Source organism: Prauserella sp. PE36 (assembly GCF_003311655.1).
In the GTDB taxonomy this organism is placed as follows: Bacteria; Actinomycetota; Actinomycetes; order Mycobacteriales; family Pseudonocardiaceae; genus Prauserella_A; species Prauserella_A endophytica.
On record NZ_QEQT01000085.1, the window covers coordinates 120,327 to 137,296 of the forward strand.

The following is a 16,970-nucleotide window of genomic DNA, read 5'->3' on the forward strand; positions in this document are numbered from 1 at the left end:
CGGGACTGCTGTCTGGTCAGGCGAGGGCGCGAAGCACCGGCTCGGGGTCGAGGTCGAAGCTGCGGCCGGTCGCGGCGCGGTCGGCCATGTCCTGGTAGGCGGCGTCCAGAACGGCTGTGGAGGTCCGCTCGGTGGTGCGGCCGGAACGCAGGCCGATCCGCTCCAGCACCGCATCCGTCCACTGTGGATCCGCAGCGCGCGGCGAGTTGAGGCAGGCGGACGCGGCCAGCAACCACGCGTACCGCTCGGTCAGCGCCAGCGACCGGTGTGACGCGGTGACTCCGCGCTCGGTCACCGGCAGCGCGGCGGCGTCGGCGCGCACGCTAGCGAGTTCGGCCCGCAGTTCGTCATCGGCGACGCCCTCCAGCGCGCCGAGCAGCGGATCGGCCCGGCCGGCCCGCATCCGCAACTCGCCGAGATCCAGCTCCGGCAGCGGCGAGTCGTCGAAGAGCGCGCCCTCGGCCCCGGTGGGCCGCACGCCCGGCAGGTCCGGCAGCACGGTCAGCTGGCAGCTCACGCCGCCCGCATGGCCGATGCTCAGGCCCGCGATGTCGCGCAGGTGCTTGCCGACGAACGCGTACTCGCCCTCGCGCAGGTAGCTGCGCGCGCCCAGGACGACCGCGAGGTCGGCAAGCGCGTTCTCGGTGATCTTCGGCGCGAGGTACTTCGCCGCCGCCGCGTACCGGCCCGCGACCGAGGGGTACAGGTGCAGGGCGCGGGCGGCGACCCGGGCCAGCGCCTGGGCGACCTGCAGGTCGATGAACGCCCCCGCCAGCACCGACCGCGCATGCGGGATCGCCGTGACCGGACGGCCGTACAGCACCCGCTCGGTGGCGAACCGGTACACGCCGAACAGCGCGCCCTCCAGCAGCGACGTGCCCACGCCCGCGGTGACGCACCGGCTGACCTGGAACGACCGCAGCGCGGTCTCCGCGCCGGTGCCGACCGCACCGACCAGCGCGTCCTCCCCCACGACGGCCCCATCGAAGCCGAACCCGGCCAGGAGGCAACCGGCCAGTCCGGAGGTGCGCAGCCGGGGCAGCCTGGTCAGGCCGGGAACGCGGTCGAGGTCGTCGACGAAAAGCAGTGAGTGGTCCCGCCCACCGGGCGCCGCGGCCGGGTCGGCGGTGCGGGCGAACACCACGGCGGCGCGGGCGCGGCCCGCGTTGTTGATGACCCGCTTCGTGCCATCGAGCACGAAGCCGTTCCCACGCCGCTCGGCGCGCAGCGCGTTGCGGGTGAGGTCGTTGCCGTGCTCCAGTTCGTGATAGGCCACCGACACCCGCTCGCCGGCCAGCAACCTCCCGGCGAGGTGCTTCCGCTGCTCAGCGGTGCCTGCCGCCCACACGTTGAGCGAGGCCATCAGCGTGGTCAGCCCGTGGCCGAGGCCGAGGCCCGCGTCGCGGCGGAACACCGGGCGCAGCCTGCGCACCAGTTCGTCCACCGCGGTCAGCCTCCCTCCCAGCTCGGCGGGGACGTACTCGGCGTTGGCCTGCCACGCGTCGAGCACGGCCTCGCCCGCGGCGCACGGCTCGCCGGCGTCGTCCGCGGCGACGATCGCGGCGTGCCCGGTCGGGTTGCTCCCGTCGTACGGGTCGCCGAGCAGCTCCTCCAAGGCGTCCCCGTTCATGCCGTTCGCTCCCGGACGAGGCGCGCGTGCAGCAACGAGGTCAGCCGGGACCCGAAGACCTGGTCGCGCAGCACCGTGCCGAGGACGGCGTGGCTGGCGTCCAGCGCGGTGTCGTCGGCCGGGACGCCGAGGCGGGCCAGCGCCGCAAGCAGCCAGTGTCCCTTGCGCCACAACGGATCGGCCGACATGGCCTGCTGGTTGCCCAGCCACAGCGCGACCGCCGACGCGCCCGCGATCATCGTGGCCAGCCGCCGCGCCAGCGCGAACGCGTAGGGCGGCACGTCCGGTGGCACGATGGGCTGCACGGCGATCTCCCCCAGCAGCTCGCGGGTCCCGGCCAGCAGCGCGTCGACGGCCCCGGCGACCGGAGTCAGGTCCGGGTCGCGCGCCGCGAGCCGCGCCAGCTCCGCGGCGGCGGGCGCGAGGTTGTGCAGCACGCTCACGCCCTTCATCGGCACCAGCCGCAGCGCGGCGAAGTCGGCTGGGGGCAGCTCGGCGGTCAGGTCGGCGGCGACGGCAAGGCCCGGCTCCGGCTCGCGGCCGGCGCGGTGCCCCCTCGCCACCATCGGGAACTGGCTGACCAGGGAACTCAGGTTGACGACCGTGTTGCCGTCGAACAACGACACGATCCGGTGGTCGCGCTCGACCTTCTGGAACTCGCCGACGCCCTGCGCCACCTCGTCACCGCGCACGTCGAGCAACCACGCCCTCGCCCCCAGCAGCCCACGCAGCCGGGCCAGCAGGCCCTCGGTGCGTACCGGAACCAGGTACTTCACCGCCGCCGACACCGTCGCCAGCTCGCCGGGCACGGTGTGGATCAAGCGCGTCGCGACGGTGGCGAACGCCTCGTTGAGCAGGTGGTCGGCGTAGCACTCGGTCAACGTCCGGGCCGCCGCGGGCAGGTCTGCGAGAACCTTGCCGTACAGCTCGCGCCCACTGGCGAAACGCACCGCTTCGACCAGCCCGTGATCGGCGGCGCCCAGCGAGAGCGACGAGCACAACGTGCGGGTGAGCTGGAGCGACCGCACCACCGTTTCCAGACCGGTGCCCGGCTCGCCGACCCGGTCGTCCACGGCGTGGACTTCGGCTTCCCGCAAGGCGAATCCGCTGATGTCCGCACCGCGGATGCCGACCGTCGGCACCTTCGGCAGTGGCTCGTACGCCCCGCCGGGCAGCCGGTCGCGCTGCACCAGGTACACGTCGAACCCGCGTGGCCCGCCCTCAGGCGTCACCCGGGCCAGCACGGTGACCAGCCCACCGCGCGTTGCGTTGTTGATCAGATACTTCTCGCCGGTCAGGCGGACCACATCACCGTCGACCACGGCGGTCAGCTCACCGTTGACCAGGTCGCTGCCGTGCTCGCGCTCGGTGAGACCCCACGACACCGGTACCTTGGCCGCCACCAGCGCGGCGACCCGGCGGGCCTGCTCGGCCGAGCCGGCCACCCAGACGCACACGCACCCGAGGAAGGTCTTGCCGTGGGCGATCGCGACGGTCAGGTCGCGCCCGGCCACCGCACGGATCAGCGCGGCGGAGCGTTCGAAGTCGCGCAACCGTCCGCCGTACTCCTCGGGAACGTAGTGCAGCGCCAGGTCGCAGGCGTCCAGTGCGGCGACGTCGGCGACCGGGAACTCCTCGGCCAGGTCGTCGGCGGAGCGCTCCGCGGCCGGGCCTGCCGGGCCGAGGTGGTGCTCCAGCTGCTCCAGCGCGACCATCGGGGCGTGCCGGAACGTGGTGTCCGTCGCGGTCATCGCCCGGCCACCGTGGTGTGCAGTGTGCGCAGTCCGTCGACGAGGAACGCGTCCCTCGTCGCGCCACGCCGGACCTTGCCGCTGGTGGTCTTCTCGATAGCGCCCGTCGGCACGAACACGACATCGGCCAGATGGAGCTCGAACTCGGCGCGAACGGCCCGGCGCAGAACGGCGACCAGCTCGTCCACGTCGACGGTCCTCAGGTCCGCCGGGCGGACCTCCTGCACCGCGACGGCGGCGGGCGCCTGGGCCTCGACCGTGAACACGGCGGTCGCCCCCGCGCCGGTCACCGGGTGCGCCTCGCGGATCGTGCGCTCGATGTCCTGCGGGTACAGGTTCCGGCCGTTGACGATGAGGACCTCCTTGCGCCTGCCGGTGACGAAGAGCTCACCGTCGAAGAGGCCACCGAGATCACCGGTACGCAGGTAGTCCGCATCGGACCCGGACAACCGCGCCCGGAAGGTGTCCTGGCTGACGTCCGGCCGCGCCCAGTATCCGGCCGCCACGGAAGGTCCGGCGAGCCAGATCTCACCGACCGAACCCGGCGGCAGTTCCGCACGGGTCTCGGGGTCGACGATACGAATGTCGAAGTCGACCGGCCTGCCGCTGCTCACCAGCCGCCGCGACGGCCGTCCGTCCTCGGCGACGGCGATCCGGTTGCTCGCCAGCGCGGCGGCGTCGACGTCGCGGGCCACGTAGCCGGTGCCTCGCGGGGCCGCGGTGACGAACAGCGTCGTCTCGGCCATGCCGTAGCAGGGCATGATCGAGGCTGCGCGCAGCCCTGCGGGGGCGAACCTGGCGGCGAACTTGTCCAATGTGGCCGCGTGAATCGGCTCCGACCCGTTCATCACGACGTCGAGGCTGCTCAGGTCGAGCTCAGCCAGCTGCTCGTCGGTGGTGCGGCGGGTGACCAGCGCGTAGCCGAAGTCGGGCGCCACGGTGACGTGCGCCTTGACCGCGGTGATCAACCGCATCCAGCGGTGCGGCCGCTTGAGGAAGCTCATCGGGGCCATCAGGTACGCGGTGCCGCCACAGTACATCGGCCCGAGCAGCTGACCGACCAGCCCCATGTCGTGGTAGTGCGGCAACCAGCTCACGCTCCGGACCCCCCGGCCGACCCCGAGTGCGCGCCGGCTCTCCGAGGCGTTGCTGGCCAATGCCCGGTGTGTCACCAGGACGCCCTTGGGCTCGCTGGTGGAACCGGAGGTGTACTGCAAGAAGGCGATGGCCTCGGGATCGAGTTCGGGCAGTGGCTCGTGCCGGCCTTCGCGCAGGTCCGCCTCGACCAGCACCTCGACCCGCTCAGCCAGGCCCGCGCGGCCCAGCCAGCCGCGCACGGTGCCCGCGGTCGCCGGAGTGGTCAGCACGACGCCGACTTCGGCGTCGGTGACGATGCCGGTCAGTCGCGTGTCGCCGCGTCCACCGGACTCCGGCACGGGTGCGGGAACGGCGATCACACCGGCGTGGAAACAGCCGAGTAGCGCGACGGTGAATTCGAGGCCAGGAGGATGCGACAACAGGACACGAGCGCCGCGCAGACCCCGGCCTACGAGCCCGGCGGCGAGCGACCGAGCCCGCTCGTCCAGTTCCCGATAGGTCAGCCCGTCGCCCCGAATATCCTTCGTGTTCACTTCGCCGAATTCGTCGACAAAAACGATCGCAGGTTCATCGGGCACAAAGTCGACCCAACTCCGGAAACGACTCATGAAATGGTCGCTCTCTTCGATCATCTCACGCTCACCTGTCACGGCCCCGCCTCCAACATCCACGTCAGACCTTAGGAGCGGCACCCGACGCGCGCCCTGGACGGAGACTGATGTCCGCCTTAACCACCGCTGAAGTGCACGAAGGAAGACGCTCAGAGCATTGACACAGCAGGAAGGTGAATTCCCACCCCACAAGATCGACATTCACGTGAGAATGTCACGTGATCGGCCATTCAGCGCAACGTTCACGAACCCTGATGGAAAGCACTGTGACAACAATCGAAACTTTCCAATGTTCATTCATCGGGCCACGAACGCGTGTAAGGATCAATTGCCAACACCAAGTGAAGAGCCTAGGGGGTTCCGCGTGCGCTTCGAGGTCCTTGGTCCGCTGTCCGTGCTGGACTGTGCCAACGGAGCTGGACGTTCACTGTTACCGAGCGCGAGTAAGAAAAGGATCCTGCTCGCCTCGTTGCTGTCCAGGGTCAACGAGGTCGTGTCCACCGAGAGCCTGATCGCCGAGATCTGGGGCGACCAGCCGCCCGCGAAGGCGCGGGGAGCGTTGCATGTCTACATGGCCCAGTTGCGCAACGGGCTCTTCGAGAACGTCGGGGGTGATCGCCAGGCGACGATCATCACCGACGGGCCCGGCTATCTCCTGCGTCTCGAAGGCGCTGGCTTCGACCAGCACGAGTTCGAGTCGTTGATGGGCCGGGCCAGATCGTTGCAGGACAGGGGACAGCTCGCCGACGCGGCCGACACGGTCCGCCGCGCCCTCGACCTGTGGCGGGGGCCCGCGCTCGCGGGCCTGACCGACGGCACGATGCTCGGCGTGTTCGCCACCTGCCTGGACGAGGAGTACGTCGCGGCACTGGAGCTGCGGCTGGAGATCGACCTGCTGCTGGGCAGGCATCGGTCGGTGATCGCCGAGCTGATCCGGCTGGTGCACGACTACCCGCTGCGGGAGACGTTCTACCGGCAGCTCATGCTGGCGTTCTACCGCTCGGAACGCCAGGCGGACGCGCTGAACTGCTTCGTGCAGTTGCGCACGCGCCTGCGCGAGGAACTGGGTGTCGAGCCGTGCCGGCCGATCCAGCAGTTGCACCAGGCCGTCCTCAGCGCCGATCCGGCCCTCGACCGCCACATGGCCGACGTCGCCGCCTCCTGAGCCAGGCGCCACGCACAACGGTGTGCGGGCGCCCACCCGTCCTCGCCGAGCGCGGCTCTCGCTCCCGGCCCTACCGCGTGCGCGCGAGGGCGGCCTGCACCACCTGCCACAGGCTCGCGGGCGTCGCGAAGGCCTCCGGGTCCAGGTCGTCGTCGGGGATGGTGACGTCGTACGCCTCCTCCAGGCGCACCAGTAGGTCCACCAGCGCCAGCGAGTCCAGACCCGCCGCGCGGAGATTGTCGTCGGGGCCGACCGACGAGCCGAGGCGGGGAAGCACCTCGGCCAGCACCTTCGGGTAACGGGCATCCCACGGGGTGGTTTCCATCGTGTTCTCCTGACGGGAGGTGGTGTGTGGCGCGACCGGCTCGCGCACGAGGACGAGCCTGCTGGCGGTGACGACGTCGCCGTCGCTGACCACGATCTCCGCCGCGCCCGGCCGGCCAAGGAAGCCGATCAGGCTGGCGGTCGGGCCGTAGGCGCCGACGTTCGGAATGGCGAGGATCTGCCCGACCCGCACGTGCGCCGACACGTCGGCCGCGCCGCGGCCCAGGGTGTCGGCGGGTGTGCAGAGCGGCCCGACCAACCGGATCTTCCCCGACGCGGTCTCCTCCGCGTCGCCGGAGCCGACAGGCAGCACGGCAGCGGCCAGGGGCAGCAGCCGGCCGATGCCCGACAACCCGCCCAGGTGGTTGATCCCGGTGTCGAGCACCGCGAACCGGGTCCCGCGGCTGTCCTTGACGTCGGACACCGTGCACAACAGCACGCCGCTGTCGCCGACCAGGTGCCGTCCGCTCTCGAAAAGCACCCTGGTCGTGGCGCGCCAGCGAGGAAAGTGCTCGTCGAGGGCCGCGGTCAACGGCGCGCGCAGCCCCGGGTACCGAGGGCGCTCGCCCTCCTTGGCGAACGGACACGCGAATCCGCCGCCGAGATCGAGCACCCGGACCTCGATGCCGAGCTCGCCGGCCAGCGCGGCGGCGGTGCGGACGCTGCCGGTCATCTCGTCGAGCAAGCTCTGTTCGTCGTAGACGTTGGTCAGCGGGAAGAAGTGGAAGCCGGCGAGCCGCACGCCCCTCACACCGGCCAGTTCGGCACGCCGGCCCATCAGGATCTCGACGTCGGTACCGAACTGCGACGCCTCGCCGGTCATCCGCATGCCCGCGCCGCCGGGCGCCTCAGCGCCGTTGACCCGCAGCACGACGTCGACCTCACGGTCGCACTCGCGGGCCGCCGCCGCCACCCGCTGCAGGTCCACAAGGGACTCGCAGCTGAACGTCCCGACCCCGGCGCGAACCGCGATCTCCAGTTCCTCGGCCGTCTTGCCCGGGCCGGTGTAGAACACCTCGGCCGGCACGGCGCCTGCGGCCAGAGCGGTGCTCAGCTCGCCGGTCGAGGAGACCTCGGCGTGGCAGCCCCCGGCGAGCAGTTCGCCGACCAGGTCCGGGTGCGGGTTGGCCTTGAGCGAATACAGCAACTGCGCGCCCTCGGGCACGGCGGCGACGAGGTCGGCCCTCGCCTCCCGTACCCGATCGAGGTCGTAGACGTACATGGGACTGCCGTACGCGGCGATCAACTCGGCCGCGCGGCCTGCGTCGAACACGGTCACTGGACACTCCCGCTGCCGGGCCGCACCAGCTCGCGCAGCCGCTTCTTGTCGGTCTTTCCGTTGGCGGTCAAGGGAAGGACGCCGACGACGTGGCAGAAGGCCGGAACCTTCGCGGGCTCCAGCAGGCCGGCGAGGTCGGCGAGCACGGCGTCGCCGTCGCGCTCGGAGACGACGACGATCTCGAGGTCGTGGTCGTCCTCCGGGGGCAACGCGGCACTCGCGGTGACCCCGTCGACCCGCGCGGCGGCCGACTCGATCTCGATCAGGCTGGCCCGTACGCCCCTGCGTTTGAACTGGTCGTCGCGGCGGCCGTGGAAATACAGGTGACCGTCGTCGTCGAGGTGGCCGTAGTCACCGGTGCGCAGCCTGCGCGAGCCGGTCGCCGGGTCGATGTCGTAACGCTGCGCGGTCAGTTCCGGAGCGCCCCGGTAGCCGGCCATCACGTGGGGCCCCAGCACCACGATCTCTCCGACCGTGCCGACCGGGACCGGCTCGCCGTCCTCGCCGAGGATGCGGACCTCGGTGCCGGGCAGCGCGGTGCCGACCGAGCCGGGCTTGCGCCGGTCGACATCGGGCGCGGCGATGGTGACCCGCTTGCACTCGGTGATGCCGTACATCGAGACGATGGCCGCGCGGGGGAACACCGCGCGGAGCTCGTCGATGTCGGCCGTGGTCAGCGCCGCCCCGGTGTTCGTGAACATCCGCACGTGATCGGGGGCATCACCGCGCCGGGCCAGCCTGGCCAGCATCCGAGCGGTCGACGGCACGGTCGGCAGCACGGTCGCGCGCACGGCGCGCATGAGTTTGAGCATGCCGATCGGGTCGTCGGCGTCGGCGAGGACCAGCTCGGCGCCGGCCAGCGCCGACAGCAGCACCTGATAGAGGCCGTAGTCGAACGACATGGGCGATCCGACCAGCACCACGTCGGTGTCCCGATAGGACAATCGAGCATGGATCGCACGTGCGGCGAACTCGACCGCGGAGTGCGGGCAGACGACCCCCTTGGGCGCCGAGGTGCTGCCAGACGTGTAGATCAGCATCGCGGTGTCGTCCGGTTCGACGGCGACCGGGTCGTCCTCGCCCTCCCCGGTCACTATGTCCTCTATGGACAGGACCTGGCACGGCACCTCGGGCCTGCCGTCGGCGGGGGCGACCAGCGCGGTGGGCTCGGCGTCGGCCACGACGGCGGACAGCGCGGCGGGCGGCAGGTGCGGGCTCAGCGGCACCAGCACCGCGCCCGCACGCAGCACGCCGAACACCACCGCGGACAGCTCGCGGCGGTTGCGCGAGCACAGCGCGACCCGGTCGCCCTTGCGCACGCCCGCTTCGATCAGCGACCTCGCGACCGCACGCGCGGCGGCGCGCAGTTCGGCATAGGTCCACGCCCCCACCGCGTCGCGGACGGCGGGGGCCTGCGGAGCGCGGCCCGCGGCGTCGTCGAGGATCGCGGCGCCGCCGGTCCGGGACGGGACGTACAGCGTCACCGAGGCCACGTCCGCTCGGTCGCCGCGGGCATGCCGCCGAGAATCTCGAACACGGCGCTGGTCGCTGTCAGGCCCGCGCCGCCGCCGACCATCAGCACCCGGTCACCCGGCTTGACCACACCCTCCAGCAGGAGGTGGCGCAGGCCGGCGAACTGGTCGCCGGCACCGAGATGTCCGTGTGTGCGAGCGAAGGTCCACGAGGTCTGCTCCTCGTAGATACCGACGAGCTGGCTGAGCTGCCAGTCCAGCTTCGCCCGGCCCGCGGCGGGGATGACGACGCCGCCCAGATCGCCGAACTCGGTCTTGGCCTCGGCCAGCGCGCCCGCGACGGACGCCTTGACCGCCTCGGCCAGCCGCACGGTCGAGGCGCGCATGCCGCCGTTGTTGGCGAAGTGGTAGGCGATCCGGCTGGTGATGTCCAGCGGACCCGGCTGATAGGTGTCGTGGAACTTCTCGCCGCGCAGCACCTGCTCCAGGCCGTTGTCCGACACGGTGTAAGTCGAAAGCAGCCGGGCGAAGCCGCTCTCGGTGGACAGCAGCATCGCGGTGCCGCCGTCGCCGTAGGGCAGGCCGCGCTCGGTACGCCAGCGGTCGACACCGGGCATGGCGAAGCGGTCGCCGGTGGTCAGCAACGCCGCGCCGCCCGCCATTCCCCGGCCGCGCTCGAACAGCAGCCGCGACGCGGCCAGGTCCATCGCGCCGACCGCGGCGTTGCACTGCTGCTGCACGTCGAAGGCGGCCACCGAGTCACCCACGGCGAAGCGCGCCACGTAGGAAGCGGCGGGCCACATGTCGACACCCTGGTACCAAAGACTGGAGTGGAAGACCAGGCGGATGTCGCCGACGTCGACAGCCGAATGCGTGATCGCGTCCCGCGCGGCCAGCACCGCCATCTCCGGCGCGGCCAGCTTGGGCTCGACCAGCACGGACGTGATGCCGTTGGCCTCGAGTTCCTCGGCGTCGTACTCCCCGGCGGCGATGGCGTCCTCCGCCGACGCCGCCGGCGGAAGGTACGCACCCAGTCCCGCCACGTAGATGTCGTCCCACTGCATGTGCTGCTCCTCTGCTCGTTCCCTGCCATGCGGCGGCATGCGTTGCCCAGCGTGCCCGGGGAGTCTGATGCGGCTCTTAGGGCGCGCCTTGGAGACGGGCGGGCAGCAGCCGGGCGGCAAGCACGGCCCCCGCGGCACTGACGCCGCCGGCGACAGCGAGGGAGACGACCGCCGCGTGATCGAATGCGGCGTTCGCCTGGGCGACCATCGCTGCCCCGTCCGGAGCGGCGACGGCGAGGTCGACGGCCTGCTGCAAGGTCTCCACTCCGCCGCCGGCCTGGAACACCCGGTTGAGCAGCGCCCCCACCACCGCGACGCCGAGCGCCCAGCCGAGTTCCTGCATGGTGTCGTTGACCGCGGAGCCGGAGCTGGCCCGGTCATCGGACAGGCTCGACACCAGGACACTGGTGGCCACCGGGGTGGCGATACCGAAGCCGAAACCGGCGGCGACCAGCGCGACCACGATGACGGGATAGCTGTGGGCAAGGCCGAGCCCGCCGATGCCGAGCGCGGACAGCATCATGCCCGCCCCGACCGTCGCTCGGACGCCGACCAGCCTGCCAAGACTCGGGGATAACGCCGTGCCGAGGAGCACGCTCACCGCGACCGGCCCCACGGCCAGACCTGCCGAGAACGGACTCATCTCGAGCTGCACCTGAAGTCGTTGGGTCAGCACGAACAGCGCGCCCGCGAGACCGAAGAACAACAACATGTTCCCGATCGCCGCCCCGCCGAATCGCCTGTCGGCCAACAGGGACAGCTCCATGAGCGGGTACTTCGCCGTGCGCAGCCTGCGCACGAACGCCACCCCGGCCAGAACCGTGGCGACCGCGCCCGTGATCACCAGCGCGTCGAGCCGCCCGGACGCGCCGAACTCGATCACCGTGAAGACCAGGCCACCGACTGCCAGCACCGACAGCACGGCCCCGACCGCGTCGGTCGGCCGCGAGGCCGGGTCGGCCGACTCACGCACGAAGAACACGCCCGTCAACACGATCACCGCGACCATCGGCACGTTGAGCAGGAACACCGCGGCCCAGCCGAACTCGTCGACCACCAGGCCGCCCAGGATCGGCCCGAGCGCGACGCCGAGCGCCGCGATGCCGCTCCACACGGCGATCGCCATGGCCCGCTCCTTGCGGTCGAAGACATGCAGCAGGATCGACAGCGTCCCCGGCATGACGAAAGCGGCGGCGGCACCCAGCAGTCCCCGCAGGACGATGAGCTGCCAGGGCTCCCGCGCGAGTGCGGCGAGCATCGACGCGCCCGCGAACACGACGAGCCCGCCGAGTGTCAACCGCTTGCGACCCCATCGGTCCGACCACACACCGGCCGCCATGAGCAGTCCTGCGAACACGATCGAGTAGCCGTCCACGATCCACTGCACGGCGGGCAGGTCCGCGCGGAGGTCGCGCATCAACGCCGGAATCGCCACGTTGAGCGCGGAGTTGTTCAACACCACGACACACAACGCGAGCCCCATCAACACCAGCACCACCCAGCGCCGGCTGTCCGGCTCGGCGGGCGACTCGGCCTCGGTGTCACCGGGTGTGGCGGTCACTGCGGGCTCCTCGTCAACAGGCGAACTCGGCCCTCCGATCCACCCACAACCGGCTTAAGCCCGCCTTACTCCCTGCTACCCGGAGGTCGCGCGGGTATCCGCACCGCCTGCTTTCCCGGGTCAGACTCAGACCCCTAACGGTGGTCATCGCCGGTGGGGCTTCGTCGTTGCGGCAGCTACTGACGGCTCTGGCCGTCCGGTTACGGGCTGATCGATCTGTTCGCGCAGGATGTCACCGTGGCCCGCGTGCCGGGCGAACTCTTCGCTCATGGCGAGGAGAGTCCATCGCATGCTGACGGTTCCCTCGCGGGGGTTCTCCTTGGTGTCGTCGAGGTCGAAGCGGGCGGCGATCGCCCGTGATCGCTCGCTTGCCCGCTCGAACTCCGCGATGACGTCGGCCAAGAGCTCGTCGTCTGCGACGGCGAAGGTGCCCTCGTCTCGGTTCGAGTATCCGTCGCATTCGGATTCGGCGAGGCCCGCCCAGAATCGTTGAAACCAGATCCGTTCGGCGGCCGCGGCATGTTTGATCAAGGAGATCGGTGTCGTCAGCGACGCGACGAGTCGGCGGCGGGCTTCGGCTTCCGAGAGGCCGCGTGCGGTCTCGATCAGGGCTTCGCGGTTGCGATCGAGCATGTTCTCGATGATCGCGCGCTCGGCGCCGTTGGTCATTCGGTTGGTACTCAAGGGTTTCACTCCATTCTCTTGCGCGGCGGCGGAATCCGTCCGGTCCCGCCTCGGTCGGCGTGGCTGGTCGTGAGGCTGCGTTCGGCGAGGGCAGGAGAAGCCGGGACGTCACATCCGGAGCTGCGGAATGAGCCGGAGCGGTCTCGGGGCGCTCATCGGCGTGACGCGCAGGGCGCGGGTCGATGCGGGCGGAGTCGAACACCAGAGCCGAGGCCGGTTCAGGTCGGGAGCCGAACCGATCGCTGACGCGTATGCCCGTCTGTCGCCGATCATCCCATGACTTCGGCGGCGAGGCCATGCATTCGAAGCGAGTGCCGGAGACGACCTTGTCCGGCCGCCCGCGCGGTGGACAGGTGACAAGGCCGCGTTTCAGCAGTCCTCACGTCTGCACTACCCTGGGCAACTCCTCGAACAGCAAGGACCGTGAGGGTGGCAATGCGCACCTACTTCGAGCCCGAGGACACCGACGCGTTCGAGTCGGCCAAAGCCCTCTTGATCCGGCGCTGCGTGGTCTGGGCGAAGCGACAGGGCCGGGAACTCGATCCGATGGCGCTGGACACGATGCTGAACTTCCGGCACAACAGCATCGACGGGCGGTTGGGGTACTGGACCACCGGCTTGGTCGAGGAGTTCCTGCTGTCGCACACGCCGCGCACCCTGTCGGCCAACGCGCGGGACGTGGCCCACATACCCGAGGACTTGCGCCTGCTCGTTCGTTACCTGCACGCGACCGGGCTGGCCGATCCCACCGGTGATCCGCAGGACCATCTCGACGCGGCCATCACGAAGGCCGGCAACGAGTTCCCCGCCGCCATGGCCGACGAACGCAACTTCGGCGTGGCCAAGTTCTGGGCGATGAACGCCCTCCGACGGGGGGTGGATCTCGCCGACAGTGCCGCCATGGCCGGGTTCCTCGACGACGCCCGCATGGGCCGGGTCGACTACGACGACGGCGTTCTCGCTGAGATCGCCGCGCGACATGTGCTCGATGGCGGTGGCCGGCCCGAACGCGCGGTGGTCCAGCTGCCGGTGTCCCTTCCGCCGGACGCGGAGCTCGCGGCAGCCGCCGAGCGGACCCCGGTCGTCGCCCGGTTGCGGGGGCTGGTCGAATGGGTCGGCGAGGGTCGAGCGCTGACCCCGAGCGGCAACCTGAAGCTCGCCGATGCCCGCGAGCTGGTGGCGCTGCTGGACACCGGCGACCGGTTCGATCCGCGGATCGGGGACCGGGTCTATCGAACCCAGAGCAGCGCCGACCTGCCCGTCCTGTCCTCTCTGGTCGGGCTGGCCAAGAGGATCCGCGTCGTCCGGGTGGTAAGAGGCAAGCTGGTGAGGGTGGCCAAGAACGCTCGGCTGCTTGGCGACAGCCTTGCGTTGTGGACGGCCGCGTTCGGCGAACTGCCCTCACCCGAGCTCGTCACGCAAGGAGGTCATTGGCCGCCCGAGCACACCACTCTGCTCAGCGTCCTCATCGACGAGGTGCTGGCCGACCTGCTCAACACCCTCTACGGGCTACCCGAACCGATGCCGGTCGTCCGGCTCGAGGCAGGTGTCTGGCTGTCCTTGAACGAAGCCTTCGACCCGGATGACCTCGATGCGGCGTCCGAGACGGTGTGGCGAAAGGGGGTCGGGACCGACCTGCGCCGGCTGTTGGCCACGCTTGCCGACTTCGGCGCGGTGGAGCTGACCACCGCGGAGCCGGATCCGGTTTTCCGCGCCGACCTGGGCTTCGACCAGGGCGTGGCACCCGACGAGGTCGCGCCGTTCCCGCCGGACATGCTCGATCGGCTGCGGGCCGCACTGCGGCCGGGCGCCGGCCCGATGGAACTGGTGTCGCTCACGCCACTCGCCACCCGGGCGGTGCGCGCCCGGCTGGTCGAAGAGGGCCGGCACGCGCCGCTGGTCGGTGAGCTGGCCGGCGCCGAACCCGGGCCCATGCTGGGCATGCTCTCCGAGCACTACAGCCCGGAGACGGCAGCGGACGAGGTCGCCGGATGGCTGGCCGCCCACGGTGGCCGAGACCGCGGACTGCCGCAACTGCTCGACGCGATCCGCGGCTGTCCGTTCCGCACGCGCGCAACCGCGATGCTCGACATGCTGTCCCACACCGTCCCCGACCGATGCGCGCTCCTGCGGAACCTGCGCTCAGACCGGCATCTGGGCCCGATCGCGACGCACCTGCTGGTCGAGGACGGCGAACTAGCGATGGAAGAGCTCGGCGAGGAGGAAGGCCTGCGCGGCATGGCCGAGCAGCTCATCCACCTGCTGGAGGTCGGCGGGCCCGACGCCGTTGCCGACGCGCTGGCCGAGAGCCCGCCGGACGAGGCGCGCGGCTTGATGGCGGCCCTTTCGGCGTCCGGTCATCCGGACGAGACCGGGCTGGAGGAGCTCCGCGAGCTGTTCGCCGCGCGGCGGCCTGGGCTCGCGACCGTCCATCCACTTGCCGGGACATCTCGGGCATCTCGGAATGCGCGGGGGAAGGGGCGGAAGCGGCGGCGTTGAGCCCAGCTTCACTCGTCGGCCGCCGCGAACCGCTACAGCGGCTCATCCAGCCCGGCGTGTTCCAACATCTGCGTCCGCGGCAGGAACTCCCACGGCATCCCCGTGCACAGCACGGGGATGCCGCACAGCGCATGGCGATCGTCCAACCGCTTGCATCGAATCACAGACCGAGATCATTCTGTTCACGACCTCCTAGTTGTACCCGGCCATCAGGTTGGTGGCAGCCGGCTGATCGGGGGTTTGGCTCCGAGTGCGCTGTGGCGGCGTTGAGTGTTGTAGTGCTCGATCCAAGGCGCAAGGGCGGTGGCTCGCTCGGCGTTGCTGGTGAAGACCTGGCGGTAGGCCCATTCGGTCGCCAGGGTGCGGTTCAGTCTCTCGACCTTGCCGTTCTGCCAGGGGCAATGGGGCTTGATGAACTTCTGGAGGATGCCGTGCTCGGCACACGGTGCCCGCAGTGAGTAGCGGTAGGCCCAGGCGTTGTCGGTCATCAACCGCTCGATCCGAGTGATCCCGTAGGCGGCGAAGTAGGCGATCGCACGTTCGAGAAAGCCTGCGCAGGTCGGGCCTTTCTCGTCGGGCAGGATCTCGCTGTAGGCGAGGCGGGAGTGGTCGTCGACCAGCGAATGAACGTAGTCGTATCCGGGCCCGTTGACGCGGTTGCGTGGAATCGCGCGGCCGTGGACACGCCAGCCTCCACCGTCGGGGATGCGACCGATCTTCTTGACGTCCATGTGCACCAGTTCGCCTGGTCGCTCACGCTCGTAGCGGATTGCGGTCTGCTTCGAGCAGCGAATCACCTCACCGGTGATCGGGTCGCACTCACGCAGATAGGGCACGCGATGGCGGCGCAGGATCCGTGACACCGTCCGCGCGGGCACCCCGACCTTCGGACCGAGGACATCGGGACCGGCACGATGCTCGGCGCGGGCAGCCAGGACTTTCTGCTCGACCTCATCGCTGGTCCTGGTGGGCATCGTGTGCGGCCGGGACGAGCGCGTGACCAGACCGGCGTCGCCTTCGACGGCATAGCGGTCGATCCAGGTCTTCACACACTTGCGAGAGACGCCCATCGCGGCGGCGATGTGGGCCTGCGGCCAGCCTGCTTCGTGGCGTTGAACGATCAGTCGACGACCATGCACAGCCAGCCGGGCACTACCGTGGGACACGAGAACCTCCGGGTCGGAGTGGGCCTTAGACAAGCCACATCCCATCCGGAGGTTCTCGCCCGTTCAACCAGGCTCGCCGCTACCAACGTCCTGGCCGGGTACACCTAGTGCCCTAACGCCAACCACCTGCTGCTGGTCGCCGTCCGGGCGCTGGTCGACGGGGTCACCACCGCCCTGCACGAGGCCGCGACCGCTCGTCAGCGGCGGATGCTCGACGCGCACCTGTCAATGCGGTCGGCATCGGCCGGTCCGGTCGTCACGCTCGACCGCCAGACGATGATCGTCGAGGACGACGCCGCCGAACTGGGGCTTGACCGGCCGACGTTGTGGGCGGCGGTGCTGGAAGCGGGTCCGTCCGCGAGCGAACTCGCACTGGCCGACGGCCTGCGCGCACGCCTGTACCCGGTCACTCCCGGCCGGCTCGAAGACGGTGTGGTGCTCGTGCTCACGCGCGGGTCCGTCCAGGGCGGTGGCCAGTTCGATCCCGGCGGCACGGGCAACCTCGGCCCGCTGGAGCAGGCCGAGGTTCGGGTCATCACCGACACACTCGCCGAGTGCGGGGGCAACAAGTCCGAGGCGGCGGCCCGCCTCGGCATCTCCCGGGGCACGCTCTACCAGCGGCTCCGCCGCTACCACCTGGAATAGGCCCCCGAGCTGCAGTGAAGG

12 protein-coding genes are annotated in these 16,970 nt (G+C 70.6%); 3 read left to right on the top strand and 9 right to left on the bottom strand.

Annotation, left to right across the window (positions count from 1 at the left end):
* Positions 1-16: 16 nt before the first annotated feature.
* From DI005_RS24655 to DI005_RS24665, 3 genes are read right to left on the bottom strand one after another with little or no spacing between them, the layout of a single operon-like run.
* Positions 17-1,630 (bottom strand): acyl-CoA dehydrogenase, encoded by a 1,614-nt coding sequence (locus DI005_RS24655; RefSeq protein ID WP_113643686.1) that lies wholly within the window; start codon positions 1,628-1,630, stop codon positions 17-19.
* Positions 1,627-3,381, bottom strand: a complete 1,755-nt coding sequence (locus DI005_RS24660) for an acyl-CoA dehydrogenase family protein (protein ID WP_199543191.1) — start codon at positions 3,379-3,381, stop codon at positions 1,627-1,629. Before DI005_RS24660 ends, DI005_RS24655 begins: the two co-directional genes overlap by 4 nt.
* Positions 3,378-5,291 (bottom strand): fatty acyl-AMP ligase, encoded by a 1,914-nt coding sequence (locus DI005_RS24665; protein WP_112274703.1) that lies wholly within the window; start codon positions 5,289-5,291, stop codon positions 3,378-3,380. The genes DI005_RS24660 and DI005_RS24665 overlap by 4 nt, the downstream gene beginning before the upstream one ends.
* An 88-nt stretch (positions 5,292-5,379) precedes the next feature.
* Here DI005_RS24665 and DI005_RS24670 point away from each other — a divergent pair, with 88 nt between their 5' ends.
* Positions 5,380-6,255 carry an AfsR/SARP family transcriptional regulator gene (locus DI005_RS24670; RefSeq protein WP_228714282.1) on the top strand — a complete coding sequence of 292 codons (876 nt, stop codon included), beginning with the start codon at positions 5,380-5,382 and terminating at the stop codon, positions 6,253-6,255.
* Positions 6,256-6,325: 70 nt separating this feature from the next.
* Here DI005_RS24670 and DI005_RS24675 read toward each other — a convergent pair whose 3' ends face one another.
* From DI005_RS24675 to DI005_RS24695, 5 genes are all read right to left on the bottom strand, one after another.
* Positions 6,326-7,858, bottom strand: coding sequence for a phosphopantetheine-binding protein (locus DI005_RS24675; RefSeq protein WP_199543193.1), 1,533 nt, complete (start codon positions 7,856-7,858; stop codon positions 6,326-6,328).
* Positions 7,855-9,342, bottom strand: a complete 1,488-nt coding sequence (locus DI005_RS24680) for a class I adenylate-forming enzyme family protein (protein WP_199543195.1) — start codon at positions 9,340-9,342, stop codon at positions 7,855-7,857. Before DI005_RS24680 ends, DI005_RS24675 begins: the two co-directional genes overlap by 4 nt.
* Positions 9,339-10,394, bottom strand: coding sequence for a ketoacyl-ACP synthase III family protein (locus DI005_RS24685; RefSeq protein WP_158559899.1), 1,056 nt, complete (start codon positions 10,392-10,394; stop codon positions 9,339-9,341). Before DI005_RS24685 ends, DI005_RS24680 begins: the two co-directional genes overlap by 4 nt.
* Positions 10,395-10,470: 76 nt before the next feature.
* Positions 10,471-11,955, bottom strand: a complete 1,485-nt coding sequence (locus DI005_RS24690; RefSeq protein ID WP_113643688.1) for an MFS transporter — start codon at positions 11,953-11,955, stop codon at positions 10,471-10,473.
* Between the two features lie 144 nt (positions 11,956-12,099).
* On the bottom strand, positions 12,100-12,624 hold the full coding sequence (locus DI005_RS24695) for a DinB family protein (protein WP_199543198.1): 525 nt from the start codon (positions 12,622-12,624) through the stop codon (positions 12,100-12,102).
* A 450-nt stretch (positions 12,625-13,074) separates the two neighbouring features.
* Here DI005_RS24695 and DI005_RS24700 point away from each other — a divergent pair, with 450 nt between their 5' ends.
* Positions 13,075-15,138: a hypothetical protein gene (locus DI005_RS24700; RefSeq protein WP_113643689.1), complete on the top strand. Its 2,064-nt coding sequence runs from the start codon at positions 13,075-13,077 to the stop codon at positions 15,136-15,138.
* Positions 15,139-15,347: 209 nt separating this feature from the next.
* On the opposite strand, the gene DI005_RS24705 is transcribed toward DI005_RS24700, so the two are convergent.
* Complete coding sequence (locus DI005_RS24705) at positions 15,348-16,304, bottom strand: IS481 family transposase (RefSeq protein WP_113643690.1); 957 nt, start codon at positions 16,302-16,304, stop codon at positions 15,348-15,350.
* Positions 16,305-16,532: 228 nt separating this feature from the next.
* Between DI005_RS24705 and DI005_RS24710 the strand changes: the two genes are divergently transcribed.
* On the top strand, positions 16,533-16,949 hold the full coding sequence (locus DI005_RS24710) for a helix-turn-helix domain-containing protein (RefSeq protein ID WP_199543201.1): 417 nt from the start codon (positions 16,533-16,535) through the stop codon (positions 16,947-16,949).
* The last annotated feature ends 21 nt before the right edge of the window (positions 16,950-16,970 follow it).